Genomic DNA, 25066 nt, shown 5'->3' on the forward strand with positions numbered 1-25066 from the left:
CCTTCACTTCTCCTCCCGAAAAGGAACCCCACTCGTGGCCAGCATGACCAGCATGACCGCGACCACCACCCGCCCCCTCGCAGCAGCGGCGTTCCTCGCGGCCGCGGCGCTCGCCCTCACGGGGTGCGCGACGGCAAGCACCGCGACCGGGGCCGATGCCGACTCAGCGACGCCCGCCGCCGACTCCGTCACCGTCGAGAACACCTGGGTCAAGGCCGAGGACTCCGGCATGTCCGCCGCATTCGGCGAGATCGAGAACACGGGGGCGGGGGACGTGACGATCGTGTCGGTCGCGAGCCCGGCATCCTCCGCCCTCGAGCTGCACGAGACCGTCGCGAACGAGACCGGTGAGATGACGATGCGCGAGAAGGGCGGCGGATTCACGATCGCCGCCGGCGAAGCGCTCACCCTCGAGCCCGGCGGCAACCACATCATGCTCATGGACCTGCCGGAGCCCATCGTCGCGGGGGACGAGATCACGTTCACCCTCACGTTCTCGGACGACTCGACGCTCGACTTCACCGCCCCTGCCAAGGACTACGCGGGCGCCAACGAGACCTACGAAGACGGCGACATGGATGACATGGGCGGCGACATGGAGATGGACAACAGCGACCACGCCGACCACAGCGACCACGCGGACAACAGCGACCACGCGGACAACAGCTGATGCACGGCGACCAGAGCCCTGGTCGCACCCGCCCGACCCGGCGGCAGCTCCTCTTCGGAGGAGCTGTCGCCGGGTTCGGCGCGGCCGCGGCCATCGGCGCAGACCAGGCGCTCCGCCTCGTGGCACCCCTTGCGAGCCAGGACGACAGCGCTTCCGTTCCCCTGCCGGGGGACGACACCGTCCCGTTCTACGGCCAGCATCAGGCCGGCATCGCGACGCCGCCACAGGCGCACGCGACACTCGTTGCCCTCGACCTGCGCGACGGCACCGACCGCGACGCGCTGCGCCGCCTCATGCAGCTCCTCACCGACGACGCGGCGAGGCTCGCGCGTGGCGAACCGGCGCTCGCCGACTCCGAACCCGAGCTCGCGCACGTCCCCGCGAACCTCACGGTCACGTTCGGGTTCGGGCCGGAGTTCGTCCGCCGCGCCTCCACCTCCTCGACGCGGGCCCCCGCCTGGCTGCGGCCACTCCCCGCCTTCGGGATCGACCGCCTCGAGGACGCGTGGAACGACGGCGACCTGCTCTTGCAGGTCGCCGCCGACGACCCGTTCACCGTCGCCCACGCGCTGCGGATGCTGCTGAAGGACACCCGCAGCTTCGCGACCGTGCGGTGGACGCAGCCCGGGTTCCGCCGGGCACGCGGCTCCGAGGCATCCGGCACGACGATGCGGAACCTGTTCGGGCAGGTCGACGGCACCGTCAACCCCGCGCCGCCGACCGTCGACTTCGAGCAGCTCGTGTGGATCACGGAAGGCGCGTTCGCGGGAGGGACGGGCATGGTGGTGCGGCGCATCAGCATGGACCTCGACAAGTGGGACAGGCTCGACCGCAGCGGCCGCGAGCAGTCGGTCGGGCGCACCCTCGCGAACGGTGCCCCGCTCACCGGCGCCCAGGAGCACGACGAGCCCGACTTCACCGCCAAGAACGCCGCGGGATTCCCCGTCATCGCCGAGTTCTCGCACCTGCGGCGGGCGCGGTCGGAGAACACGGCGGAGCGGTTCTTCCGCCGCGGCTACAACTACGACGACGCCCCGAGCGGCGAGCAGATCTCGAACTCCGGCCTGCTCTTCATCTCCTTCCAGGCGGACGTGGATGCGCAGTTCGTGCCCGTGCAGCGGCGCCTCGACGAGCTCGATCTGCTCAACGAGTGGACGACGCCGATCGGCTCCGCGGTGTTCGCCATCCCACCCGGATGCGCGGAAGGCGGCTACATCGGAGAGGGGATCCTCGCGTGAGCTCTGCGCGTCCGACTCCACGGCGAGGCTGGTTCGTTCAGCTGCTGATGCGCCTCCACTTCTTCGCCGGCGTGTTCGTCGGCCCGTTCATCCTCATCGCGGCGCTGAGCGGCGCACTGTACGCGCTGACACCGCAGATCGAGCAGCTCGTGTACGACCGCGAGCTGCACGCGCCGACGGCGGACGAGGTCCTGCCGCTCGCCGAGCAGATCGAGGCGGCCGACGCCTACATCGCGGACGGTGCGGACGGTGCGGACGGTGCAGCCCCGGCGATCGTCGCGGTGCGGCCGGCCCCGGAACCCGGCGACACGACGCGAGTCATGTACGCGGATTCCGGGCTGGGGGAGAGCACGACCAGAGCCGTCTTCGTCGATCCCGCGACCGCCGAGGTGCGCGGGGACCTGCCCGTGTATGGCACCTCGGGCTCCCTGCCGTTCCGAACCTGGGTCTCCGACCTGCACCGCAGCCTCCACCTCGGCGATGCCGGCAGGCTCTACAGCGAGCTCGCGGCGTCTTGGCTCGGGGTCGTCGCACTCGCCGGAGCTGGCCTCTGGGCGACCAGGTATCTGCGGGCTCGCAGTGCGAAGCGGGCGTCGCAGCAGCGCGAGCTGCTGCGGCCGAACCTCGCTGCGACAGGGTTCGTTCGCACGCGCAGCCTGCACGCATCCACCGGCATCTGGGTGCTCGCCGGGGCGCTCTTCCTGTCGGTCACGGGCATCACCTGGTCGCAGTACGGCGGGGCGAACTTCAGTGAGCTGCGCGCCGCCGTGGGCTGGACGACGCCGTCGGTCAGTACGAGCCTCGACGGCGTGGGCGGCCCAGCTGCCGACGAGCACGACGAGCACACCGGGCACGCCGGGCACGGGCACGGGCACGGTCACGGTGCGCCGACGCCGAGTGCCGACGTCGCAGCGCTGAGCCCGCGCGCCTACGACTCGGTGCTCTCGGTCGCGCGCGAGGTGAACGTCAACACGGGGCTCGTGGAGATCAGGCCGCCGGCCGAGCCGGGCACAGCATGGGTCGTGCAGGAGATCCAGCGCAGCTTCCCGACCGAGGTGGATGCGGTGGCCATCGATGGCGCGACGATGCAGGTCGTCGACCGGGTCGACTTCGCCGAGTTCGGGCCGGTCGCGAAGCTCAGCCGATGGGGCATCGACCTGCACATGGGCTCCATGTTCGGCCTCGCCAACCAGCTCGTGCTGTTCGCCGTCGCCATCGGCATCGCGGCGATGGTCGTGTGGGGCTATGCCATGTGGTGGCAGCGGCGCCCGAAGCACGACCCGTCGCGTCGTGTCGGCGCGTCTCCACCGCGGGGAGCGCTCCGGCGCGCGCCGTGGTGGGGCGTCCTGCTCATGCTGGCGGGTGCGGCAGCGGTCGGAGTGTTCCTGCCGCTCATGGGAGCCAGCCTCGCCGCGTTCCTGCTGGTCGACCTCGCCGTTGGTGTGGTCGGGCGTCGGCGTCGGGGTCGGCGTCGGGGAAGGGAGCGCAGCAGAACTCCTCATCTTCAGCGGTGAGTTTCGAGCGTGTCGTCGGACCGGACCAAGAATGTCGGTGGTTCGGGGGAAGCTGGTCGCATGGTCGATGAAGCGCTCGCAACGAGGATCCCGGAAGGGTGGATGCCACCTGCCCAGATGGTCGAGCGCGTGCGCAACCTCGAGCGCTTCCTGCTGGTCTCCCTGATCGCCGAGGCGAACGCCGGCGTGGCCCGCGCGCAGGCAGAGCAGGCGCGCGTCTACGCGCTGGCGGCACGAACCGGGGTCGCTGAAGATGAGCGAGCGGGCACCCTCGAGCAGGAGTGGGCGCTGCGGTCGTGGAAGGCGGAGATCGCGGCGGTCACGAACACCTCGAGGCAGGCCGTCGCGAGCATCATGGGCCGCTCGGCGGTTCTCACGGAGGACTTCCCGCTTGTGCACGCGGCGCTCGCGGCCGGTGAGGTGTCGATGGCGCACGCGCGCATCGTGTGCGAGGCGGGCACGATCATCGTGCACGAAGACCCAGCGGAACAGGCCGCGCGGCGTGAGCTGCTCGTGCAGGTTGCGCTCGAGAAGGCCCGGTCGACGTCGCCGGGCAGGTTGAAGGACTTCGCGATCAAGCAGGCCGAGCGACTGACGGCCTCGTCGCTGGAGGAACGCTACGACCAGGCGATGGGGTCGCGGGCTGTGCTCGTCACGCGCGAGGCGGACGGCATGGCGTCGCTTGGCGCGCGGCACTCGCTGCCGGTGCTCACGGCGATCGACGGGCGCTTGTCCGAAATGGCGAAGTCCATCATCGCGACGAGAGGCGGCGAATCCGACGACCCGCGAACCTTCCACCAGGTGCGGGCCGACGTGTTCGCCGAGCTGCTCCTCACCGGCGAGCTGACGTCCTGCCCGGCCGCGGCAGGCATCACCGCCAAGGCATCGGTCACGATGCCGGTGCTGACGATGCTCGACGCCAGGGCAGGCGACGGCAGCTCGCTCGAGACGACTCCCGCGCTCTTGGACGGCGTGACGCCGATCCCGATGAGCGTCGCGAAGGCCCTCGCCGCCAACGCACCGAGCTTCGAGCGCATCCTGACCCACCCGATCACGGGAACGGTGGTCGAGGTCGACCGCTACCGGCCGACCGAGGCGATGCGTGCGTGGCTGCGCGCTCGAGACGTGCACTGCCGGTTCCCGGGGTGTCGCCTCCCCGCCGAGAAGTGCGACCTCGACCACACGATCCCGGCGTCCGAGGGCGGGCCGACGAGCCTCGTCAACCTCGCCGGGCTGTGTCGCTGGAACCACACGGTGAAAGGCAACACGGCCTGGCGGGTCCGCCAGCTGCCGGGCGGGGTCCTCGAGTGGACCTCGCCCAGCGGCATCGTCCTGGTCGACGCTCCTGAACCGCGCGGCGTCACCTTCGGGCCCTCGCCGGGCGGTGCGCCCGGCATCGAGATCCGCGGGAGCACCTACCGGGTGCAACCGCCGGGATCTGCGCCTGGCCCGTTCTCTGGCCCGGCTTCTGGCCTGGCGCCCGGCCCGTCCGCTGGCCCGGCGACCGGCCCGGCTTCTGGCCTGGCGCCCGGCCCGGCTTCTGGCCTGGCGCCCGGCCCGGCTTCTGGCCTGGCGCCCGGCCCGGCTTCTGGCCTGGCGCCCGGCCCGGCTTCTGGCCTGGCGCCCGGCCCGGCTTCTGGCCCGGCGCCCGGCCCGTCGCCTGGCCCAGCCTCTGGCGTCGACCCTCCGCCGTTCTGACCGGGGCCGGTCGCGCTGCCCTGTCTTCGCTCTACTTCGTTGTCGGCCCGTAGAACCCGTTGACCTCCGACAGCTCGAGCTCGGCCGTCGCCTGGATGAGGGCGAGCAGCTCGGCGTCGAGCCCCGGCGCGAACTCCTCGAGACGCTCGTCGGCGATGAACGACGGGGCGCCTGCCGGCGCCTGCTCGGAGGCGTCCAGCGTCGTCCCATCGTTTGAGGGCGACGCTCCCTGGAAGATCTTGCCCGCCTCCGACTTGCCGTCGAGGTCGAACGAGTACTGCTTGCTCTGCAACTCCAGGTCGAGGAGCTCCTTCACCTCGGGGAACGCCTCGGCGTTCGTCTTGGGGATGGGCAGCAGCGACTTCCAGCTCACGCCGAGCGTCTCCAGCGCCCGCGCGTAGGCGTTCTCGTGCGCCTGATCGCGCACGATGAGGTAGGCGATCGTGCCGCGCGCCGTCGGGTTGTCGGTCATCTCGTAGATGCGGCACTTCTGCAGGCGCCCCGTCGACTCGAGCATGAGGTTGTACAGCAGGTCGAGGGGCAGGTTGCCCGAGTTGTACACGTAGCTGCCGCTCCACGGGTTGCCGGCCGCGTCCACCGGCAGCGCACCCTGCGCACCCACGAGATAGTGGTGGATGTTGCTCGTGTCGAGCGCGATCTTCAGCGGCGTCGCGCCGCCGGCGCCCGGCTTGTCGACGGGGTCGGTGAGCTTGCCCGTGTACTCGGGGGAGCCGTCGAGGAGGCGCGAGATCGTCGTCCCGATGAGCTCGACGTGGCTGATCTCCTCCGTGCCGATGCCCTGGATGAGGTCGCGGTAGGGCTTCGCGGTGGGGCCGCGGAAGTTCATCGCCTGGAAGAGGTACTGCATCATGGTGCGCATCTCGCCGAACTGCCCACCGAGCCCCTCCTGGAGGGCGTTCGCCGCTGCGGGGTCTGGCTCGCCGTCGGCGATGTCATTGATCCAGGTCTGTGCGTGGAAGTACATGGGTGTCTCCTCGTCATCGTTCCGGGCCGACACGGACGCGCCGGTTCCCCAAGAGCACCAACCGTTCCTGGGTTTTCGAGAGGGCTACCGCGAGCCCCGGCTCAGGGTGTAGAACGCGCGACACCTCGCCGCGCGAAGCGCAGCACGACGTACGTGACGAGCCCGACCGCGACGATGATCCCGCCGCGCAGCCACACCTCGCCGCTCTGCTGCGTGAGCAGGACGATGCAGGAGATGATCGCGAGCACGGGCAGCGCCGTCCAGGCTCGGAAGTGGGCGTGCTCGACCTTGTCGCGACGCAGCACGAGCACGGCGAGGTTGGTGCTGATGAACACGATGAGCAGCAGGATGACGACGGTCTCGGCGAGCACGGCGATGCCGCCGGTTGCGGTGAGCACGATGGCGCAGACGGTGGTGACGATGATGGCGACCCACGGGGTGCGCCTCCCGGGCAGCACGCGCCCGAGCATCCGGGGCAGCAGGCCCTGCCCCGCCATGCCGTAGGTGAGGCGGCTCGCCATGATCATGGTCAGCAGCGCTCCGTTGGCGACCGCGATGAGGGCGATCGCGCTGAACAGCCAAGCCGGAACCGGAACCCCGGTCGCCTCGATGACGTCGAGCAGCGGGCCGGTGGACTCGGCGAGCTCGCCAGCGGGCACTGCGATGGACGCTGCGGTGCCGACGAGCATGTACATGAAACCGGCGGTCAGCAGCGAGAAGAAGAGGGCCTTCGGGTACACCTTGGACGGCTCGCGCACCTCCTCGATGAGGTTCGCCGACGTCTCGAATCCGACGTAGGAGTAGTAGGCGAGCAGGGCCGCGCCGAGCACGGCCGGGAACGGGCTGATCCCGTCGCCGAACGACACCGCCCGGCCGATGTCGCCACCGCCGTTGCCGACGAGGACCCCCACGAGGACCACGACCAAGACGAGACCGGTGAGCTCGATGCACGTCATGATGATGTTCGAGCGCAGCGATTCCTTGATGCCGCGGAGGTTGACGAGGGCGATGAGCACAAGCAGCAGGGATGCGCCGACCACGGGCGGCAGATCGACGAACGTGGCCAGGTAGTCGCCGCTGAACGCGAGTGCGAGGCTCGCCGCGCTCACGACGCCGGCCGCGAGCATGCAGAAGCCCACCATGAAGGACACGAACTCCGAGCGGTAGGCGCGCTGCGCGAACACCGCGGAGCCGCCGGCCTTCGGGTACTTCGTGACGAGCTCCGCGTACGACGCCGCTGTGAGCAGGGCCAGGCCGAGGGCGACGAGCAGCGGCAGCCAGGTGACGCCGCCGACCTCGCCTGAGATGGTGCCGACGAGGGCGTAGATCCCGGCCCCGAGCACGTCGCCGAGGATGAACACGAAGAGCAGCAGCCCCGTGACGTCGCGTTTGAGTGCCGGAGTCTGCGATGGGGGCTGCGTGGGAGACATGCTCAGAGTCTGTCCCGCGTGGGGATGAAGGCCCCCGCCCCTTGTCAGGTGTGCGGTGGTGTGCATCCGACGGGTGTGGATGGGCAGCCCCTGTGCATCCGCAGCGACCGCGCCTCAGACCTGGCCAATGGTCCTGGCTGTTGCTACCGTTGGATGTTGAAGCCCCGGAATCGGGCTTGCGGACGAGGGAGCAGTACCCGCACCACGACAAGACTGACTCAGAAGGAGCCGTCGTGGCTTGGTTCGTGTTGATTCTGTCTGGAATGCTGGAGGCCGTCTGGGCCTCAGCGCTCTCCGCCTCGAAGGGCTTCAAGAAGCCCGTCCCCGTCGTAGTGTTCCTCGTGTCGCTCACGATCAGCATGGCCGGCCTCGCCTGGGCCATGACGCAGCTGCCCACCGGCACCGCCTACGCGGTCTGGGTCGGCATCGGCGCGACCCTCACCGTCGTCTGGGCCATGGTCACGAAGCAGGAACGCGTCTCGGTCGCCCGAGTCCTCCTGCTCCTGCTGCTCGTCGGCTCCGTCATCGGCCTCAAGGTGGTGAGTTGACATGGCGTGGATCGCGCTTGTCATCAGCGGCATCCTCGAAGCCGTCTGGGCCACCGCCCTCGGCCAGTCGGAGGGGTTCACGCAGCCCGTCCCGACGATCGTCTTCTTCGTGGGGGTCGTGCTCAGCATGCTGGGCCTCGGCTGGGCCGCAGCTCGCATCCCGATCGGCACCGCCTACGCCGTGTGGGTCGGCATCGGGGCTGCCCTCACCGTCATCTACGCGATGGCGACGGGCGACGAAGCGTTCTCTCCGTGGAAGGCCGTGTTCATCTCCGGCATCATCCTGGCCGTCATCGGGCTGAAGCTCGTGCCGGAGAAGAAGGCTGGGCTCGTCGAAGAAGCCGAACGCGCCTGAGTGCGTTCGGCGCGCATCCAGTCGGGTGTCCGTGGTCGCACGTACGCTGAGCCTTTCGGCCCCAGTCACCGCCGACCCCCGCCGCCGACCCCAGGAAGGGCCAGCATCATCGTCTCGTCTGCCAGCACCCCCGCTCGCACTCGCCTCCTCATGGCGCTGGGTGTCGGCGTCGCGTCCGCTTCGCTGCTGACGGGATGCGCCGGGTCCTTCTTCTCACCCGCCTACGGCGAGGACGAGGTCGGCAGCGGGGAGGCTCAGGTGCAGACGGAGCCGGAACTCGACCCCGCGGCCGAGGGCTACCCGGCGGCGCCTGCGCAGGCCCTGCCCGAGTCGGCGGGGTACGGGATCTGGGATGTGCCGCTCGCCGAGCTCGCGGCTCCGGCCTGGGTGCAGGTGACCTCAGAGGCGACGGGCATCCCGACCAGGGCGCTCTCGGCGTACGCGGGAGCCGCGATCCGCGTCTCGGAGACGCGTCCGGAGTGCGGCATCGGTTGGAACACCCTCGCGGGCATCGGGGCCGTCGAGTCCCGTCACGGCACGTACGGCGGGTCTCAGGTACTGGATTCGGGCCAGGTCGAGCCGCGCATCATCGGCGTGCCGCTCGATGGCAGCGCAGGGTTCCTCGCCATCCCGGACACTGACGGCGGTGCCCTCGACGAGGACACGGAATGGGACCGCGCGGTCGGCCCCATGCAGTTCATCCCGGAGACGTGGGCGAAGTTCGGGCAGGACGCGAACTTCGACGGTGTCGCCGACCCGCACCACATCGACGACGCCGTGCAGACGGCGGCCGCCTACCTCTGCGAGCGGGGTGGCGAGCTCACGAGCGATGACGGCTGGAACACGGCGATCTCCGCCTACAACCTCCCGGCCGAGTACGCACGCGAGGTCGCCGGCTACGCCGTGCTCTACGCCCCGTAGGGGTTCAGAGCAACCGCGGGGCGCGGCCCGGTCACGAGCCCTGGGGCACCTCGACGCAGGGGATCGCCATGGTCGCGACGAAGGCACCATCCGAGTGCATCACCGGGGGGACGGTCTCGTCGAAGATCGCCGCCTCGCCCTCGGCAAGATCGGTGTCGGCGACGCGGAGGCGTCCGCTGATGAGGTAGATGGCGCGCACGTCCGGGTCGAACTCGACGGGGTCGCTCACGAAGACGCGGCCGAGGATGATGGGCTGCATCTCCGACTTGCGGGTCACCCGCAGCAGCCGGGTGCTCTTCGCGCGTCCGATGGAGCTGCGCAGCAGGAGGAGCGGCGTCGTCGACTCGACCACGATCTGGTGGTCGGCGCGCACCTTCTCCTGCCGTGTCCCATCCACGAGTCGCAGCTGCGGCCCGCTGATGCCGAGCCAGTGGTCGACCGTTCCCTCGGGCCGGTGCAGCGACTTCACGTTTCGCTTCACGTCGACGAGGGAGAGGCTCCACCTGGGGTCGACCTCGTCGTCCGGGTCGCGCCAGATCTCGTGCACGCTTCCCGAGCGGAGGTCGGTGCCGAGTCGTTCCCGGGGCAGCGACTGCGGCGTGACGATCTTCATCGAACGGCGTCCAATCTGCGTGTAGCTCAGTTGGGGTTGGCGCTGCCCTGGTGGGGGAAGGCCAGAAGGTGGCGGCCAGTCTGTGAACTGTGCCGCCACCTTCGAGGTCGGTGAACGGGGCGACGCTAGACGCGCGTGTCCTCGAGCACGTAGCCCGCCTCACCGTGCGAGACGGTGTCGAGGCCGGCGATCTCGTCCTCGTCCTTCACACGGAAGCCGATGGTCTTGTGGATGATGAATCCGATGACCAGGGCTCCGACGAAGGAGTACGCCATGATGGCGAAGGCCGCGATGGCCTGCACGAGGAGCTGCGTGCCGTCTCCACCGAGGAACAGGCCGGTGCCGTTGGCGAAGAAGCCAAGGTAGAGGGTTCCGATGAGGCCGCCGACGAGGTGGATGCCCACGACGTCGAGCGAGTCGTCGAGGCCCAGCTTGAACTTCAGGTCGATCGCGATGGCGCAGACGGCCCCGGCGATGACGCCGAGGACGATCGCCCACACGGGGTCGAGGGATGCGCAGGCGGGGGTGATGGCGACCAGGCCCGCGACGGCACCGGATGCTGCGCCGACCGAGGTGGGCTTGCCGTCGCGGATCTTCTCGACGACCAGCCAGGCGAGGAGCGCGGCCGCGGGGGCTGCGATCGTGTTGACGACGGCGAGGGCTGCGACGCCGTCAGCGGCGAGCTCGGACCCGGCGTTGAAGCCGAACCAGCCGAACCAGAGGAGGCCGGCGCCGAGGAGCACGAACGGCGGGTTGTGGGGGACGTGAGCTCCCTTGCCGAAGCCGACGCGGCGGCCGAGGACAAGTGCGAGGGCGAGGGCTGCCGCACCGGCCGTGATGTGCACTGCCGTGCCGCCGGCGAAGTCGATGACGCCGAGGCCGAACGTCTCCTGCAGGCCGTAGGTCGTCCATCCGCCGTAGGCGAAGGAGCCGTCGTCGGCGAGGCCGAAGTTGAAGACCCAGCTGGCGACGGGGAAGTAGACGACGGTCGCCCAGATGCCGGCGAAGATCATCCACGAGCCGAACTTCGCGCGGTCGGCGATGGCGCCGGAGACGAGGGCGACGGTGATGATCGCGAAGGTCGCCTGGAAGGCGGCGAACGCGAGCGGCGGGTAGGCGGCGTCTTCCGGCACCTCGAGGAGGCTGGAGAGCCCCATCGCGGACGGGTCGATCGCGAAGAGCGGGCTCAGGCCCTCAGCCGCCGGGAAGGCGATCGAGTAGCCGAAGAGCACCCACAGCACGCCGATCAGGCCGATCGCGCCGAAGCTCATCATCATCATGCTGATCACGCTCTTCGCCTTGACCAGGCCTCCGTAGAAGAACGCCAGTCCTGGTGTCATCAGCAGCACGAGCGCCGCCGAGAAGAGGATGAATGCGGTATTTCCTTGATCCATCGTTGTAGACCTCTCTGCAAGGGACGCACGTGGGGCGTCGGGGTGCACTCATGGTGCGCTCGTGCTGTTTCGCCTGCGCGGCGGTGGTGTTACGCGAACGAACGAAGTGTGTTGCAGTCGTGTTTCCGGCATGTCCCCTGAAACGCACCGCCCGCCTTGCGCAATGTGACGCCCTGAGTAGTCCGGCGCAGGCCCCGTCTTACGGTTCCAGGCGGCGTCTGCCTACCATCCCCGCATGAGCATCTCGGCTTCCCCGTCCCTTGTCCGCGACGTCGACCGCGACCAGTTCACCCGCGACTGGGAGGCGTGGCACGTCGAGCACGAGAAGCGACGCACGGATGGCCACGGGTTCCTGGCCGTGACCAGCCTGAACTTCCTGTCGGAACAGCCGCAGGCCATCGACGGCATCCCCGGTTCCTGGTCGCTCGAGGACGGGCAGGCGATCGTCGACCTCGCCGACGGCGAGACCCTCGAGGCTGACGGCCTCCTGCTGCAGGGGCCCCGGCTGCACCGGTTCCCGTGCATCGCCGAGCGCGACGGGGTCACCGCCCGCGCCGGCAGGGTGCTCATCGAGATCGCCAAGCGGGGAGGCTTCACGATCGTGCGCCCCCGCGACCCCGACTACGACTACCTGGCCGCCTACTCGGGCACCCCCACCTACCTCCCGAACCCGCGCTGGCGCGCGCAGGGCACATTCGAGGCGTTCGACGAGCCGCGCGATGTCACCGTCGGTGCGGCGGTCGAGGGGCTCGAGCACGTCTACTCCTCGCCGGGCAAGGTCACCTTCGAGCTTCGCGGCGAGCAGTTCTCGCTCACCGCGTTCAACGGGCACGAGGCTGGATCGCTGCTCGTCCTGTTCACGGATGCGACGAGCGGCCTCACGACGTACGCCGCGAATCGTGCCCTGTCGGTCTCGGCGCCGGATGCGGAGGGCCGCGTCACGGTCGACTTCAACCGCGCCGTGAACCTGCCATGCGCGTACACGGTCTTCGCGACCTGCCCGCTGCCTCCCGCGGAGAACCGACTCCCCGTCGGCATCGAGGCCGGGGAGAAGACGCCGCTCGCGAAGGCCGGCGAGCACGCAGAGAGCGCCTCAGCGTGAAGTTCCAGGTCCTCGACATCGAGCTGATCGGGGCATCCGCCGCATGACGCAGACCGCACCCGTGCCGACGCAGGCGGCGTCGGCCGGGCCAGGGCCCGCAAGGCGCGCTGTGCCCGCTGGGATCCACGTCCGCGAGGCAGCGCCCGCCGACTGGCCCGAGGTCATCCGCGTCAGCGAGGCCGCGTTCGCCGCTGGGCCATACGGGCACCTGCAGGTCGGCGAAGAGCGCCGACGCTTCGTGCGCGACGTCGAGGGACGAGCCGCAGCCGGTGCTGTGCTCGTCGCCGAACGCGACGGTTCCGGCGGTCGCGACGGCGCCGAGATCGTGGGCACGCTCAGCATCGCGCGCGCCGGCACGGGCCCATCGCGCCTCGCCACGGGGGATGAAGCGGAGGTGCGCCTCCTCGCCGTCTCACCGACCGCGCAGCGGCTCGGCGTCGCGAAGCGCCTCATGCAGGCGGCGAGCGAGACGGCCCTCGGGTGGGGCGCATCCGCGCTCGTGCTCGACACGGGAGGCAAGAACCTCGCCGCGCAGGCGCTCTACGAGGGCCTGGGCTATCGGCGCACCAACGGGGCCGACGACGCGAGCGACACGGAGGCGGTCGCCGATGCGTCCCGCGTCCCACACATCGACTACCGGCTGCCGTTGCAGCTCGACCCCGGCGTCGTGGTGCGGCTCGTGCGGCCGAACGAGATCGACGCCGTCTCGGCCCTCTCGCTGCGCGCCTACGAACTCGAGTACACGATCTCGAGCCACTACCGCGACGACATCGTCTCCGTCGCCGAGCGCGCCGAAGCCAACCAGGTGTGGGTCGCCGTGGATGCACTGAGCGGGGAGCTGCTCGGATCCGTCGTGACGCCGAAACCGGGGGAGCACCTCACGACGCTGCCCGAGAGCGACGAGGAGCTCGACTTCCGGCTGCTCGCCGTCGACCCAGGCGCTCGCGGGCGCGGGGTCGGCGCGATCCTCACGAGGCTTGTCATCGAGCTCGCGCGACGGCGCGGGCTGCGCCGCGTGGTCATGAACAGCGGACCGCAGATGGTGCGAGCGCACCGCCTCTACGAGCGGCTCGGCTTCTCCATCCTCGAGTCGCGCGTGCGCACCGTCGACCCCGGCGACGGGCGGCCGCCGTTCCAGCTCCTCGCCTTCACGATCGACGTCTGAGCGTTGCCTCCGAACCTCCGAGCCACCGATCCGATGCCGAGCCCGGTTCCGAATGATTCCCGATGCGTCGCAAGTCGCGGCGCGGGAAGGCACCGCAATGACTGAGATCACCGCACACCACGGCCTGCTCGCGGAAACGAAGCTCCACGTCGACGACACGGGCGGAACCGGTCGCCCCGTTGTCCTCATCCACGGCTGGCCGCTCTCGGGCGAAGCCTGGAACCACCAGGTGCCGGCCTTCGAAGCCGCCGGCCACCGCGTCGTGACCTACGACCGCCGCGGCTTCGGCCGCAGCGACAAGCCCCTCACGGGGTACAGCTACGACAGCTTCGCCGACGACCTGCAGTCGGTGCTCGAGGCCCTCGACCTGCGCGAGGTCACCCTCGTCGGCTTCTCCATGGGCGGCGGCGAAGTGGCCCGCTACCTCGCGAAGTTCGGCGACGAGCGCGTGCACAGCGTCGTCTTCGCATCCGCTGTCCCGCCGTACCTGCTGAAGACCGCCGGCAACCCGGACGGCCCCCTCGAGGCTGGAGAGGCCGCGAAGATGACGGCCGCGCTCACCGCCAACCAGGAGTCGTTCTACGACGGCTTCATCACCACGTTCTACTCGGTCGACGACAAGCTCGTCGTCTCCGAGCAGGAGCGCCAGGCGGCCATCGAGCTGACCAAGCAGGCGTTCAAGCCCGCCGCTTTGCAGGCCATGGCGGCGTTCGCGAGCACCGACTTCCGCGACGACCTGCAGGCCGTGAAGGTGCCGACGCTCGTCATCCACGGTGACAGCGACGCGACCGTGCCCTTCGAGGGGTCCGGAGCTCGCACGAACGAGGCCGTCGCCGGCTCCGAGCTGTACGTCGTGGCGGATGCGCCCCACGGCGTCAACGTGAGTCACGTCGACGAGTGGAACCGGGTCGTGCTGGAGTTCCTCAGCCGCTGATTCCGCGAGGAGGGTGACAACTCCGCTGGACGCCGGGACCCGGCCACCGTCGTTTCGGTGGCCGGGTCTCGGCGTCTCGGCGATCTCACAGCGTGCGCGCGCTCGGCGGCCTTGGAGGCGCTGGGATCGCCGCCGTCGCAGGATCCGCAGAGTTCACTGGGAGTCGCGGAGACGGGCGAGTCCAGGCCATCGACGGCCCTGGGCGCTTGACAGCGGGCCGAGGGGCTTGATGGGCTGGCGGCAGCTCGACGCGCAGGACCGGAAGCATCCCGAGACAACGAAGGCCAGCGAGGCGCTGGCCGGAGGAGGCGTGATGAAGACGAACACCGTGACGAAGACCAGCGAACTCGACCCGACCACGTCGTCCGGGGCAGGCGACCATCGGCCCGCGTCCTCCGGTGGCGGCGGCATGACCGCGAGCCGCGACGAACACGGGCTGCCGACGGGCGCCGCCCTGCGGGAGTGGCGTCGCGCGCATCCGCGGGCCACGATCGCCGACGCCATCGCAGCGGACTCGCTCTCAGCGCGCTGACCGGCCCCTCGGGCGATTAGGCTTGAGGACCGTGACGACAGACCGCGACGCCCTCATCGAACTCATCCGCGACGAAGCCGTGTTCCACGGCGACTTCACCCTCACGAGCGGGAAGAAGGCGACGTACTACATCGACCTCCGCAAGCTGAGCCTCGACCACCGCGCCTCGCCGCTCATCGGCCGCGTGCTGCTCGAGGTCATCGAGGAGTTCGAGACCCTCACGGGCGCGCCGGTGGATGCAGTCGGCGGCCTCACGATGGGTGCAGACCCGCTCGCGAGCGCCGTCATGCACCAGGGGCTCGCGCAGGGCAAGATCGTCGACGCGTTCGTCGTGCGCAAGGAGCCGAAGGACCACGGCCGCGGCCGCCAGGTGGAAGGGCCGGACCTGGAAGGCAAGCGGGTCGTCGTGCTCGAGGACACGTCCACCACGGGCGGCTCGCCGCTCAAGGCCATCGAAGCCCTCGAGAAGGTCGGCGCGAAGGTCGTCGGCGTCGCCGTCATCGTCGACCGCGCCACGGAAGCGCAGGGCGTCATCGAAGCCGCGGGCTACCCGTATCGCGCCGCAATCGGCCTCGAAGACCTGGGCCTCGCCTAGGCACTCCCCATGGCAGCGACCCCCACGCCTGAAGCGCGCGAGCAGCCTCAAGCACGCGAGCAGCAGGTGGAGCGCGCCGCGAAGCGCCGCAACCGCGGCGTCCTCGCAGCGCTGATCGGGGTCCTCCTCCTCGGTGGGGCCGCGCTCGGAGTCTGGCTCCAGCCGTTCGGCGACGGGCAGGTCCCGCCAGAGGAGACGGCCGGGCCCGCGCTCACCGAGGTGCCACTCGCGGGCGCCGACGCGTCGATGCTCGAGCCGGGCCAGTGCATCCGCGACTACACCTCGCCCTGGGAGCCCAGGTTCGATGTCGTCGACTGCGACGCCGAGCACTCGGGGCAGCTGCTCGCCGACGTCGAGGCGACGACGCTGTCCGCAGACGCCGAGTACCCGGGTGAGGAAGCGCTCAGGGACCGCGCCCAGATCACGTGCCAGGCGAGCGACGTCCTCGACACCGCCGCGGCCGCGGCCGTGCCCGGGCTCGTCATCGAGGCCAGCTACCCCCTGAACCAGGCGGACTGGGACGCGGGGCTGCGCGGCTACCGCTGCTTCGCCTCCACGCCGGGGGCGTCCACGACCGGCTCGCTCGCGGCGAACCGGTAGCGTGCGACGGCTACGCTCATCGCATGACCTTCGTGAGTGAATCCATCGACATCGATGTGCCCGTCGACGTGCTCTTCAACCTCTACGCCGAGCCGGAGTCGCTCCCGAGCGTCCTCAGCATCGTGAAGCACGTCGAGGTGCTCGGCCCTGACCTCATCAGGTGGGACGTCGAGCTCGTCGGGCAGCGACGCTCGATCGACGCGAAGGTCGTCGTCAACGAGCCGGGCAAGCGCCTTCGCTGGGAATCGGTCGAGGGCCGTGCGTCCTTCGCCGCCGAGGTGCGCACCGAGGCGATCACCCCGGCCAGCACCCGCGTGACGGTGGATGCGGAGTTCGACGCCGGCGGCATCGCCGAGCGCCTCGGCCTCGCGAAGCCCATCGCAGCAGCCGCGATCGCCAGCGAGCTCCGCAGCGCGAAGAAGACCGCGGAGGCGCAGGCCGCCGCCGGATAGCCGTGTCTCGAGATGGCTTTCGCGCCTCGGGATGTGTTGCAAGCCATCCGCGTGCGTGCAGACCATCCCGAGAGAACGGTGACAAGGGCGACGGCGCTGCTGTCCAGGCATTCCCTGGAGCTGTTCGCTCGTCGCGGAGCGTCACGATGTCGCGCATCACGGGGGCGTGTCGTATTCTGGCGACAGAGTCCACGTGCTCCGGGGTCGGTGTAATTCCGAGCCGGCGGTTATAGTCCGCGACCTGCTCCCGCAAGGGAGTGGCTGATCTGGTGAAATTCCGGAACCGACGGTGAAAGTCCGGAAGGGAGGCGCACGTGACGGCACGCCTCGGCGTACCGTCAGCTCGTGGAATCCGCCGACCAGTTCGGCGACCTCCACGCGCCTCGTCATCCCCGGAGCTTTCCACGAAAGCCGGGTAGATGAACACGACGTCAGCACGCTTCCTCGCACCGATCACGGTGGCGATCGGTGTGCTCGCCGTGTGGTGGCTCGTCACAGCGGCGGGGCTCATCTCGCCGCAGTTCCTCCCTGCTCCCGGCCAGCTCGCCGAGCGCTTCTGGCTCGACGTGACGAAGGGCCCGATGCTGGGCCACGCCTGGGTGACGCTCTCGGCGGCCCTGCTCGGCAGTCTCCTCGCGATCCTCGTGGCCGTGCCGCTCGGCTACCTCATCGCGCGCCTCCCGTGGGTCGATGTCGCGATCACCCCGTACGTCGCCGCGTCGCAGGCCGTCCCGGCCATCGCCCTCGCACCCCTGCTCGTGCTGTGGATCGGCTACGGCCTCGCCCCGACGGTCGTGCTCTGCGCGATCATGTCCTTCTTCCCGATGATCGTCACGACCGTGCTCGGCGTGCGGCAGCTCCCGCAGGACGTCATCGAGGCGGGGCGCATCGACGGCGCCAACTGGTACCAGCTGCTGTGGTGGGTCGAGGGGCCGCTCGCCCTGCCGAGCGTGCTCGCCGGCATCCGCGCCGGTGTGACGCTGTCCATCACGGGTGCCGTCGTCGGCGAGTTCACGATGGGCGGGCGGGGGCTCGGCATGCTCCTCACCCTCAACCGCGACGCCAACGACATCCCCGGCATCTTCTCCACGCTGCTCATGCTCGTGCTCCTCGCCGTCGCCCTGTACATCCTCATGCGGCTGTTCCAGAACGCCGTGACCTGGAACGACGACGAACCCAAGTCGAGGCGGCGCGCCCGCGTGCTCGCCGACGAACCGCTCCCCGCCTGACCTCCCACCGCACCTCTCTCGATCTGGAGACGCCCATGAACACTCGTCCAACCACCGCGGGCTTCCGCTCGCGGGCCGTGCGCTCCGTCATCGCGGCCGGCGCCGTGGCAGCCGTGGCCGTGCTCGCCGGATGCTCCCCCTCGGCAGGTGGCGACGGCGCGGAGGCGCCCGCCGCGGCCGCGGGCGACGTGACCATCGGCCTCACCTACACCCCGAACATCCAGTTCGTGCCGTTCTACGTGGCCGAGGCGAAGGGCTACTTCGACGACAAGGGCGTCAACGTGGAGCTGCGTCACCACGGCGAGGGCGAGGACCTGTTCGGTGCGCTCGCGAACGGCACGGAGGACTTCGTGTACGCGGGCGGCGACGAGATCACGCAGGCGCGGGCGGCCGACATCCCCGTCACCTCGGTGGCGACGCTCTACAACACGTACCCGGCGACGCTCATCGTGCCGGAGGACTCCGACATCACGACGGCCGAGGATGCGCGCGGCACGACCATCGGCACGCCCGGCCCCTACGGGCAGACGTACTTCGCGCTGCTGTCGCTGCTGCAGAGCAACGGGCTGACGGCGGACGACGTGAAGATCGAGTACATCGGCTACACGCAGCAGGCGGCGCTCACGACGGGCGCGGTTGATGGGGTCATGGGCTACATCAACAACGACGCCGTGCAGTTCGAGAAGGCGGGCTTCCCGGTTCGCACGATCGAGATCGCGCCGGCGGATGCGCCGACCCTCGTCGGCCCGTCCCTGGGGGTCGCCGACTCGATCATCGAGGGCGACGATGCGTCGGTCACCCCCGTGCTCGAGGCCCTCGCCCTGGCCACGCAGGACGTGATCGACAACCCGGAGGAGTCGATCGACATCGCCGCCGAGTACATCCCGACCCTCTACACGGATGAGGCGAAGAGCGACGCGCTCGCGACGCTCGAGGCGACCATCCCGTTCCTGTCCGCGCAGGAGGGGCAGCCGCTCTTCACGAACGACGCCGACGTGTGGGCCACGATGGCGACGTTCATGAGCGATCAGGACCTGCTCGAGAAGCCGCTGGACGGCGACGCGTTCACGAACGCGTACGTGCCAAAGGGCTAGACGTCTGAGACCAGGACGTTGTTGACGCGGCGCCGGCAATAACGCCCAGTTCAGTGCTGCGACGAGGACGGCGGCGTTGGAGACGACGAATACCAGTCGTGGCCAGTGGCCAGTGAGTGGGGCGGACGAAGTTGAGGACCAGGCTGACGGGCAGGACTCCCGTGTAGGTGATGACGGCCTGTCGCCAGGTTCTGGGCCGGAATGCTGGCCTCACAGAGTGCTGAAACCTTCGCGCCAGCTTGGGTGCTGCAGAACGAGACCGGTGTCATGGGCGCGCGCGTTCGAGACGGGGCGACCGATATTGCCGGAGTCCGGGGTATTCGGCTCGGGTGCGCCGACTGCGGCCGCGAAGAGTGGTGCCCACTCGTACCCGGCCGCGGGCTCGTCGTCGACGATGTTCCAGATCCCGCTCGGCCACCCCAGCGCGAGGAGGGCCGCGTGGGCAGCATCGGCGGTGTGGATGAAGGACGCCACTGTCTCGGTGGTCTGCAAGCGACCGGCTCGTGCGTCCTGTCCGTAGCGTCCGTCGCGGGAGTACCAGGTGTCTGGTCCATAGAGCTGACCAAACCGCAACACAACATGCTCCGGGATCTCGCTGACGGCAGACTCGAGCGCCCTCACCGCGGAGATCGTCGTACGCCTGGGTTCGGCGGGGTCGGGATCGAGCGGCTCGGCCTCTCCGGCGAGTTCGGCTCCAGAGGAGTAGACCCAGGAGATGCTCTCTGCGATCATCCGAGACGTACCAGCCTGCCGGGCTGCGTCGACGAGATTGCGGGTGCCCACGATGCGCAAGCGCGCGTTGCTTGCAGAGCTTCCCGTGCCGAGATCCGTCAGGAGATGCACGATCACCTCTGGTCTTGCCTGGCCCACCGCCTGCAACACGGCGTCTCTGTCGAGCGCATCAACGACGATCGGGGCCGCGCCGAGCCGGCTCAAGAGGGCCGCCCTGACCTCGGAGCGGGTTGTGGCTGCCACCTCATGCCCGGCCGCGTTGAGCAGCGGAATGAGTGCACGCCCGAGCACGCCGGAACCACCAGCAATGAAGATGCGCAACAGGAACCCCTCTCGTTAGGAACGCTCACGAGGCTAAACCAGCCCTGGACCATCTGAAAGTTCCAGATGACGAGCAGTATCTTGGTCCAATGGATGATCTCTTCCGTCTGGACAGGTCATTGCCGAAAGCGCGTGCGGTCGAGCACACCATCCGCAATGCGATCGCACGAGGTGCCCTCGCTCAAGGGGCCAGGTTGCCTGCCACGCGCGAGCTCGCTGTGGAGTTCGGCATCGCTCGCAACACCGTCGTGGCCGCGATCGACGACCTCGTCGCCGAAGGCGTCCTGGAAGCCCGGCCGCGGGCCGGGATTTTCGTCGCTCGCAACACCTCCCCGGCACACCGCACGGAGAAGACTGCCCCTGGGATGCGGTCTGGGTTTGATCTTCGGCCAGGGCAGCCCGAGCGCGGCTCCTTCCCGACCACACGATGGCTCACTGCCACCCGACGCGCCGCGTCAACCGCGGGGGCCTTAGAAACGGATGGAGCGGGCGTCTTGGAGTTGCGCAGCGAGCTCGCGGCCTATCTCAGTCGAGCCCGCGGGGTAGAGACCACTGCCGAGGCGATCGTGATCTGTGCTGGTTTCCGCACCGCCTGCACGCTTCTTGCCGCCGCACTCGCATCTCAGGGCGCGACAACGATCGAGATCGAAGACCCATCGCTGCCCGGGATCGACCGGCCCTGGCGCACGGCCGGGCTCACCGTGAACGATCTTCCCGTAGACAACGACGGTGCCGATGTCAGTCAGCTACGCAATGAGACCAACGCAGTCCTGCTGACCCCGGCGCATCAGTTCCCGCTCGGCGGCGCGCTCGCCCCCACCCGACGTCAACTCGTCGCTGATTGGGCCACAACAAACGACAGCTACATCATCGAGGACGACTACGACGGCGAATTCCGCTTCGATCGTCGCCCGATCGCGGCACTGCAACGATCCGTGCCCGAACACGTCGTCTACGCGGGTAGCGCCAGCAAGACCCTCGATCCCGGGCTTCGGCTCGGCTGGCTCGTCCTTCCGCACGATCTCGTACAGCCCGTCACTGAGGTCTCCGAGGCCCTCACTGGCGGCGCCCCGGTGATCAACCAGCTCGCTCTCGCGGACCTGATCCGCAGCGGGGACTACGAACGCCACATCCGCCGCCAGCGCCGCGAATACGCTCGACGCCGCGCCCATCTTCAACGCGCGCTCCACAGTGCGGGGTACGACGTCCCCGGTATCCCGGCCGGACTCCACGCCCTGATCCCGGTGAGTGAGGATCAGGTGACCTTGGCGAGCGACCATGACGGCCTCTCCTCAGACGCTGTCGCAGTGCACACGCTTTCCCGCTACACCCGAAGCCATCCGCAACCCCGTGGGCTCGTCACCGGATTCGCTACACCCTCGCGCCCTCAATTCGAACCAGCGATCAACGCCCTCATCGCGCTACTGAACACGCCTTGACGTCAACAACCTCACGGCCAGCAACAGCTAGGCGTCCTCCGGCTCCCCGCCGTCGCGCGCGGCCATCCGCTTCTGGATGGCCGACGTGACGGGGCCTGTGAGGAGCAGCAGCAGCCAGGTGTAGCGCGCAGGGTCCGGGCCGAGGAGGAACGCGACCGGGATCGACAGGGCGAACACGGCCGGCACGACGAACGTGAACGCCGACCGGCGGCGCGCCGCCCGCGACGGCTCCGTGAGCCCGCGGTGCACGGCCACGACCCAGATGACGTGCTGCGCGAGCGACGCGCAGATGATGTTGACGGCGTAGAGCACGACCGGCAGGGGCTGCGCGTCGAGGGTCGCCTCGCTCATCGACGCGGTGCTGAACGGCAGCAGCACGATGAAGAACATCGCCACGATGTTGGTGTTGAGCAGCGGGCCGTCGAGCGCCGACACCTCGCCCATGAGGCGGTGGTTGACCTTCCAGAAGTTCGCGATGACGAAGAAGCTGATCGCGAAGGCGAGGAGCTGGTCGAGCACGCCGGAGCCGGCGAGCGCATCCCAGCTCGCCCAATGGTCTGCCGTTGGCGGCACGATGTCGACGACAAGCAGGGTGATGGCGACCGCGTAGACCGCGTCGAAGAACGTCAGCCCACGGTCGAACTCCGTGGTGCCGCGTGCGTAGCTGCGTGAAGCCATGATGGATGCTCCGTCTCCGTGAGGTCCGGTCAGTCGAGGGATCGGATGACGCGTGCCGGGTTGCCCACGGCGACGACATTCGCGGGCAGGTCCTTCGTGACGACGGCGCCAGCGCCCACGACCGTGTTCTCGCCGATCGTGACGCCGGGGCAGACGATGACGCCGCCGCCAAGCCACACGTTGTCGCCGAGCGTGATGGGCGCGCCCGCCTCGTAGCCGGCGCGACGGGGCTCGGGGTCGAGCGGATGCGTCGGCGTCAGCAGCTGCACGTTCGGCCCGATCTGGCAGCTCGCACCGATCGTGATGGGAGTGACGTCGAGCGCCACGAGACCCACGTTGACGAAGGTGCCGTCGCCGATCGTGATGTTGGAGCCGTAGTCGACGTACAGCGGCGCCTTCACGGCGACGTTCGCGCCCAGACTGCCGAGGAGCTCGGTGAGGATCCCGGATGCGCGCTCCGTGTCGACGGGGAACGCGGCGTTGTACTCGGCCTGCAGCCGAACCGCGCGCTCCGCCCCCGCCAGCAGCTCCGGGTCGTCCGCGTGGTACAGCTCGCCGGCCAGCATCCGCTGCTTCATGGTGCGACCGTCGTCGAAGTTCACCGTCATGGCAGAACCCTAGCCTGCGCCCGGATACGGCCGAGTGTGCACGTTCCGGCTCGCTCGGCGCGTTAATCTCGACGGGTGACCTCGTTGTGGAACGCCGCAGGACCCGACCTCGTCGTGCACGGCGACAACCTCGACGCCATGAGTCGCCTCCCAGACGGTGCCTTCCAGGTGATCTACCTCGATCCGCCCTTCAACACCGGCAAGCAGCAGAAGCGGCAGTCGGTGAAGGTGAAACGGCAGTCGCCAGTGGAGGAGTCCGTCGAAGCCGCCGAGCTCGGGGAGGCGCTCGCGCACGACGCCGCGCCCGCCGAATCGGAGGCCGCGGCCCCAGCATCCACGCCGCTCACCCGCACGGGGTTCCAAGGTCGCAGCTACGAGCACACCCTCGGGGAGCTCTCGGCGTTCAACGACGAGTTCGCCGACTACTGGGGCTTCCTCGAGCCCCGCCTCGTGGAGGCCTGGCGGCTGCTCGACGAGACGGGCACCCTGTACCTGCACCTCGACTACCGGGAATCGCACTACGCGAAGGTGGTCCTCGACGCGCTCGTGGGGCGCGACAAGTTCCTCAACGAGATCATCTGGGCGTACGACTACGGGGCGCGCACGTCGAAGCGGTGGCCGGCGAAGCACGACACGATCCTCGTCTACGTGAAGGACCCGAAGAAGTACCACTTCGATGCCGCCGAGGTCGACCGTGAGCCGTACATGGCACCCGGCCTGGTCACCGAGGCGAAGCGGGAGCGGGGCAAGCTGCCGACGGACGTCTGGTGGCACACGATCGTCTCCCCGACCGGGAAGGAGCGCACCGGCTACGCGACGCAGAAGCCGGCGGGGCTGCTGCGGCGCATGATCCGCGCATCCAGCCGTGAGGGCGACTGGGTGGCGGACTTCTTCGGCGGCTCCGGCACGACGGCGGCGGTGGCGCGCGAGTGCGGGCGCAGGGTCGTGACGGTCGACGCGTCGGTGGATGCGCTGCGCACCATGCGGAGGCGTCTCGGCCCAGAGGGGGTCGAGTACCGGAAGCTCACGAAGGACGGCTCGAGGCTCCTCTCGGGCGCCCCGAAGCGCAGGCGCTAGCCCCTCGAGACGCGCGCGACCGCCTCGAGGAGGGCGTCCGCCACCCCACCGAGCTCCTCCGCGGTCGTGGACGCTCCCCACGTGAACCGCAGGGCCGTCCGCGCGTCGTCCTCCGCGATGCCGAGGGCGAGCAGCACGTGCGACGGCTCGTCGTGGCCAGCGGCGCAGGCCGCGCCAGCCGAGGCGAGCACGCCGTGCTGCTCGAGCTCGAGCAGCACCGTCTCGCCGTTGATGCCGGGGATGACGAGCGACGCGTGCCGGGGGAGGCGAGCGGATGCGTGGCCCGTGAGCCGCGCGCCCGGGACCGACCCCAGCACCGCGGCGACGAAGGCGTCCCTGGCACTGACGGCGTCGAGCTGGCCCGCGCGCCGCTCCTCGTCGGCGAGCCGCAGCGCGACCGCGAACGCCACCGCGAAGGCCACGTTCTCCGTACCCGAGCGACGCCCTCGTTCCTGGCCGCCACCGTGCATGAGCGGCTCCAGCGGCAGCCTCGACCGCACCGCGAGCACCCCGACCCCCTTCGGTGCCCCGAGCTTGTGGCCGGACACGCTGAGCGCATCCACGCCGGTCGACGACATCGAGATGTCGAGGGAGCCCGCCGCCTGGATGGCGTCCGTGTGGAACGGCACACCGCGCGCATGGGCAACGTCGGTGAGAGCGGCGATGTCCTGCACCGTGCCGACCTCGTTGTTCGCCGTCGAGAGCGAGACGAGCGTCGTGTCGTCGCGGAGGGCAGCGCCGAGCGACTCCGCGCTGACCGTGCCCCGGGCATCCACGTCGACGAACGACACCTCGAAGCCGTGGAGCCGCACCAGCGCGTCGACGGAGGCGAGCACCGACTCGTGCTCGAGGCGACTCGTCACGACGTGTCGCCCCCGCGGGTCGCCGAGCGCGAGGCCCTTGACCGCCAGATTGTTCGCCTCGGTGCCACCCGAGGTGAACACGACCTCGGTGGCGCGGCAGCCGAGCACGGCCGCGACGCTCTTCCTGGCGTCGGCCAGCGCCGCAGCCGCCTCCTCGCCGAGTCCATGCGTGCTCGACGGGTTGCCGAACGACGCCGTCAGGAACGGCCAGGCGGCGGCGAGCGCCTCCTCGCGAACCGGCGAGGTCGCCGCGGCGTCGAGGTGCAGCACGTCAGGCAC

General features: G+C 69.7%; 26 protein-coding genes and 2 riboswitches. Of the genes, 18 read left to right on the plus strand and 8 right to left on the minus strand.

The window, feature by feature from the left end:
• The first annotated feature begins 52 nt into the window (after positions 1–52).
• From C5E07_RS00405 to C5E07_RS00420, 4 genes are read left to right on the plus strand one after another with little or no spacing between them, the layout of a single operon-like run.
• Positions 53–670, plus strand: coding sequence for a copper chaperone PCu(A)C (locus C5E07_RS00405; protein ID WP_104298252.1), 618 nt, complete (start codon positions 53–55; stop codon positions 668–670).
• The gene (locus tag C5E07_RS00410; protein ID WP_104298000.1) at positions 670–1908 is read left to right on the plus strand and encodes a Dyp-type peroxidase; all 1239 of its coding nucleotides are present in this window, start codon (positions 670–672) and stop codon (positions 1906–1908) included. The genes C5E07_RS00405 and C5E07_RS00410 overlap by 1 nt, the downstream gene beginning before the upstream one ends.
• The gene (locus C5E07_RS00415; protein ID WP_104298001.1) at positions 1866–3422 is read left to right on the plus strand and encodes a PepSY domain-containing protein; all 1557 of its coding nucleotides are present in this window, start codon (positions 1866–1868) and stop codon (positions 3420–3422) included. The genes C5E07_RS00410 and C5E07_RS00415 overlap by 43 nt, the downstream gene beginning before the upstream one ends.
• 60 nt (positions 3423–3482) lie before the next feature.
• Complete coding sequence (locus tag C5E07_RS00420; RefSeq protein WP_104298002.1) at positions 3483–5120, plus strand: HNH endonuclease signature motif containing protein; 1638 nt, start codon at positions 3483–3485, stop codon at positions 5118–5120.
• Between the two features lie 31 nt (positions 5121–5151).
• Here the strand turns inward: C5E07_RS00420 and C5E07_RS00425 are convergent, their stop codons facing one another.
• Positions 5152–6105 carry a manganese catalase family protein gene (locus C5E07_RS00425; RefSeq protein WP_104298003.1) on the minus strand — a complete coding sequence of 318 codons (954 nt, stop codon included), beginning with the start codon at positions 6103–6105 and terminating at the stop codon, positions 5152–5154.
• Positions 6106–6206: 101 nt separating this feature from the next.
• A complete protein-coding gene (locus C5E07_RS00430) occupies positions 6207–7535 on the minus strand; it encodes an APC family permease (RefSeq protein ID WP_104298004.1) in 1329 nt (442 codons plus the stop codon).
• Between the two features lie 156 nt (positions 7536–7691).
• Positions 7692–7758, plus strand: a riboswitch (guanidine-III (ykkC-III) riboswitch).
• A 10-nt stretch (positions 7759–7768) separates the two neighbouring features.
• Here C5E07_RS00430 and C5E07_RS00435 point away from each other — a divergent pair.
• The 3 genes from C5E07_RS00435 (at position 7769) to C5E07_RS00445 (ending at position 9359) form a co-directional block, all read left to right on the plus strand.
• Positions 7769–8083 carry a multidrug efflux SMR transporter gene (locus tag C5E07_RS00435; RefSeq protein WP_104240021.1) on the plus strand — a complete coding sequence of 105 codons (315 nt, stop codon included), beginning with the start codon at positions 7769–7771 and terminating at the stop codon, positions 8081–8083.
• A gap of 1 nt (position 8084) precedes the next feature.
• A complete protein-coding gene (locus C5E07_RS00440; RefSeq protein ID WP_104298005.1) occupies positions 8085–8438 on the plus strand; it encodes a multidrug efflux SMR transporter in 354 nt (117 codons plus the stop codon).
• A gap of 150 nt (positions 8439–8588) precedes the next feature.
• Positions 8589–9359: a lytic transglycosylase domain-containing protein gene (locus C5E07_RS00445; protein ID WP_146080457.1), complete on the plus strand. Its 771-nt coding sequence runs from the start codon at positions 8589–8591 to the stop codon at positions 9357–9359.
• A 31-nt stretch (positions 9360–9390) separates the two neighbouring features.
• On the opposite strand, the gene C5E07_RS00450 is transcribed toward C5E07_RS00445, so the two are convergent.
• Both C5E07_RS00450 and C5E07_RS00455 read right to left on the minus strand, forming a co-directional pair.
• Positions 9391–9972 carry a hypothetical protein gene (locus C5E07_RS00450; protein WP_104240024.1) on the minus strand — a complete coding sequence of 194 codons (582 nt, stop codon included), beginning with the start codon at positions 9970–9972 and terminating at the stop codon, positions 9391–9393.
• A gap of 125 nt (positions 9973–10097) precedes the next feature.
• Positions 10098–11366, minus strand: coding sequence for an ammonium transporter (locus tag C5E07_RS00455; RefSeq protein WP_104298006.1), 1269 nt, complete (start codon positions 11364–11366; stop codon positions 10098–10100).
• 235 nt (positions 11367–11601) lie between these two features.
• On the opposite strand from C5E07_RS00455, the gene C5E07_RS00460 reads away from it, so the two are divergent.
• The 9 genes from C5E07_RS00460 to C5E07_RS00500 all read left to right on the plus strand — a co-directional run bounded on the left by C5E07_RS00460 (position 11602) and on the right by C5E07_RS00500 (position 19069).
• A complete protein-coding gene (locus C5E07_RS00460) occupies positions 11602–12468 on the plus strand; it encodes a DUF1684 domain-containing protein (RefSeq protein WP_104298007.1) in 867 nt (288 codons plus the stop codon).
• 43 nt (positions 12469–12511) lie between these two features.
• A complete protein-coding gene (locus C5E07_RS00465; RefSeq protein WP_104298008.1) occupies positions 12512–13633 on the plus strand; it encodes a GNAT family N-acetyltransferase in 1122 nt (373 codons plus the stop codon).
• A gap of 97 nt (positions 13634–13730) precedes the next feature.
• The gene (locus C5E07_RS00470) at positions 13731–14567 is read left to right on the plus strand and encodes an alpha/beta fold hydrolase (protein WP_104298009.1); all 837 of its coding nucleotides are present in this window, start codon (positions 13731–13733) and stop codon (positions 14565–14567) included.
• 313 nt (positions 14568–14880) lie between these two features.
• Positions 14881–15099 carry a hypothetical protein gene (locus C5E07_RS00475; protein ID WP_104305730.1) on the plus strand — a complete coding sequence of 73 codons (219 nt, stop codon included), beginning with the start codon at positions 14881–14883 and terminating at the stop codon, positions 15097–15099.
• A 31-nt stretch (positions 15100–15130) separates the two neighbouring features.
• Positions 15131–15694, plus strand: coding sequence for an orotate phosphoribosyltransferase (gene pyrE / locus C5E07_RS00480; RefSeq protein WP_104240031.1), 564 nt, complete (start codon positions 15131–15133; stop codon positions 15692–15694).
• A 9-nt stretch (positions 15695–15703) separates the two neighbouring features.
• Positions 15704–16294: a septum formation family protein gene (locus C5E07_RS00485; protein WP_104298011.1), complete on the plus strand. Its 591-nt coding sequence runs from the start codon at positions 15704–15706 to the stop codon at positions 16292–16294.
• A gap of 23 nt (positions 16295–16317) precedes the next feature.
• Positions 16318–16746 (plus strand): SRPBCC family protein, encoded by a 429-nt coding sequence (locus C5E07_RS00490; RefSeq protein ID WP_104298012.1) that lies wholly within the window; start codon positions 16318–16320, stop codon positions 16744–16746.
• Between the two features lie 190 nt (positions 16747–16936).
• A riboswitch (FMN riboswitch) is annotated at positions 16937–17063 on the plus strand.
• A gap of 102 nt (positions 17064–17165) precedes the next feature.
• Positions 17166–17975 carry an ABC transporter permease gene (locus C5E07_RS00495; RefSeq protein ID WP_104240034.1) on the plus strand — a complete coding sequence of 270 codons (810 nt, stop codon included), beginning with the start codon at positions 17166–17168 and terminating at the stop codon, positions 17973–17975.
• Positions 17976–18010: 35 nt separating this feature from the next.
• Positions 18011–19069 (plus strand): ABC transporter substrate-binding protein, encoded by a 1059-nt coding sequence (locus C5E07_RS00500; RefSeq protein WP_104298013.1) that lies wholly within the window; start codon positions 18011–18013, stop codon positions 19067–19069.
• Positions 19070–19279: 210 nt separating this feature from the next.
• Here the strand turns inward: C5E07_RS00500 and C5E07_RS00505 are convergent, their stop codons facing one another.
• The gene (locus C5E07_RS00505; RefSeq protein ID WP_104240036.1) at positions 19280–20122 is read right to left on the minus strand and encodes an NAD(P)-dependent oxidoreductase; all 843 of its coding nucleotides are present in this window, start codon (positions 20120–20122) and stop codon (positions 19280–19282) included.
• A gap of 89 nt (positions 20123–20211) precedes the next feature.
• Between C5E07_RS00505 and C5E07_RS00510 the strand changes: the two genes are divergently transcribed.
• A complete protein-coding gene (locus C5E07_RS00510) occupies positions 20212–21561 on the plus strand; it encodes a PLP-dependent aminotransferase family protein (RefSeq protein WP_104298014.1) in 1350 nt (449 codons plus the stop codon).
• 27 nt (positions 21562–21588) lie between these two features.
• Here the strand turns inward: C5E07_RS00510 and C5E07_RS00515 are convergent, their stop codons facing one another.
• Both C5E07_RS00515 and C5E07_RS00520 read right to left on the minus strand, forming a co-directional pair.
• Positions 21589–22239, minus strand: a complete 651-nt coding sequence (locus tag C5E07_RS00515; protein WP_104298015.1) for a TMEM175 family protein — start codon at positions 22237–22239, stop codon at positions 21589–21591.
• Between the two features lie 29 nt (positions 22240–22268).
• A complete protein-coding gene (locus tag C5E07_RS00520) occupies positions 22269–22847 on the minus strand; it encodes a sugar O-acetyltransferase (protein WP_104298016.1) in 579 nt (192 codons plus the stop codon).
• A 138-nt stretch (positions 22848–22985) separates the two neighbouring features.
• On the opposite strand from C5E07_RS00520, the gene C5E07_RS00525 reads away from it, so the two are divergent.
• Complete coding sequence (locus C5E07_RS00525; RefSeq protein WP_104240230.1) at positions 22986–23924, plus strand: site-specific DNA-methyltransferase; 939 nt, start codon at positions 22986–22988, stop codon at positions 23922–23924.
• On the opposite strand, the gene C5E07_RS00530 is transcribed toward C5E07_RS00525, so the two are convergent.
• The gene (locus tag C5E07_RS00530; protein WP_104298254.1) at positions 23921–25057 is read right to left on the minus strand and encodes a cysteine desulfurase family protein; all 1137 of its coding nucleotides are present in this window, start codon (positions 25055–25057) and stop codon (positions 23921–23923) included. The two genes, C5E07_RS00525 and C5E07_RS00530, sit on opposite strands and share 4 nt — an antisense overlap.
• Between the last annotated feature and the right edge of the window lie 9 nt (positions 25058–25066).

The sequence above is a fragment of the Pseudoclavibacter sp. RFBJ3 genome, from assembly GCF_002931375.1.
Classification (GTDB): Bacteria; Actinomycetota; Actinomycetes; order Actinomycetales; family Microbacteriaceae; genus Pseudoclavibacter.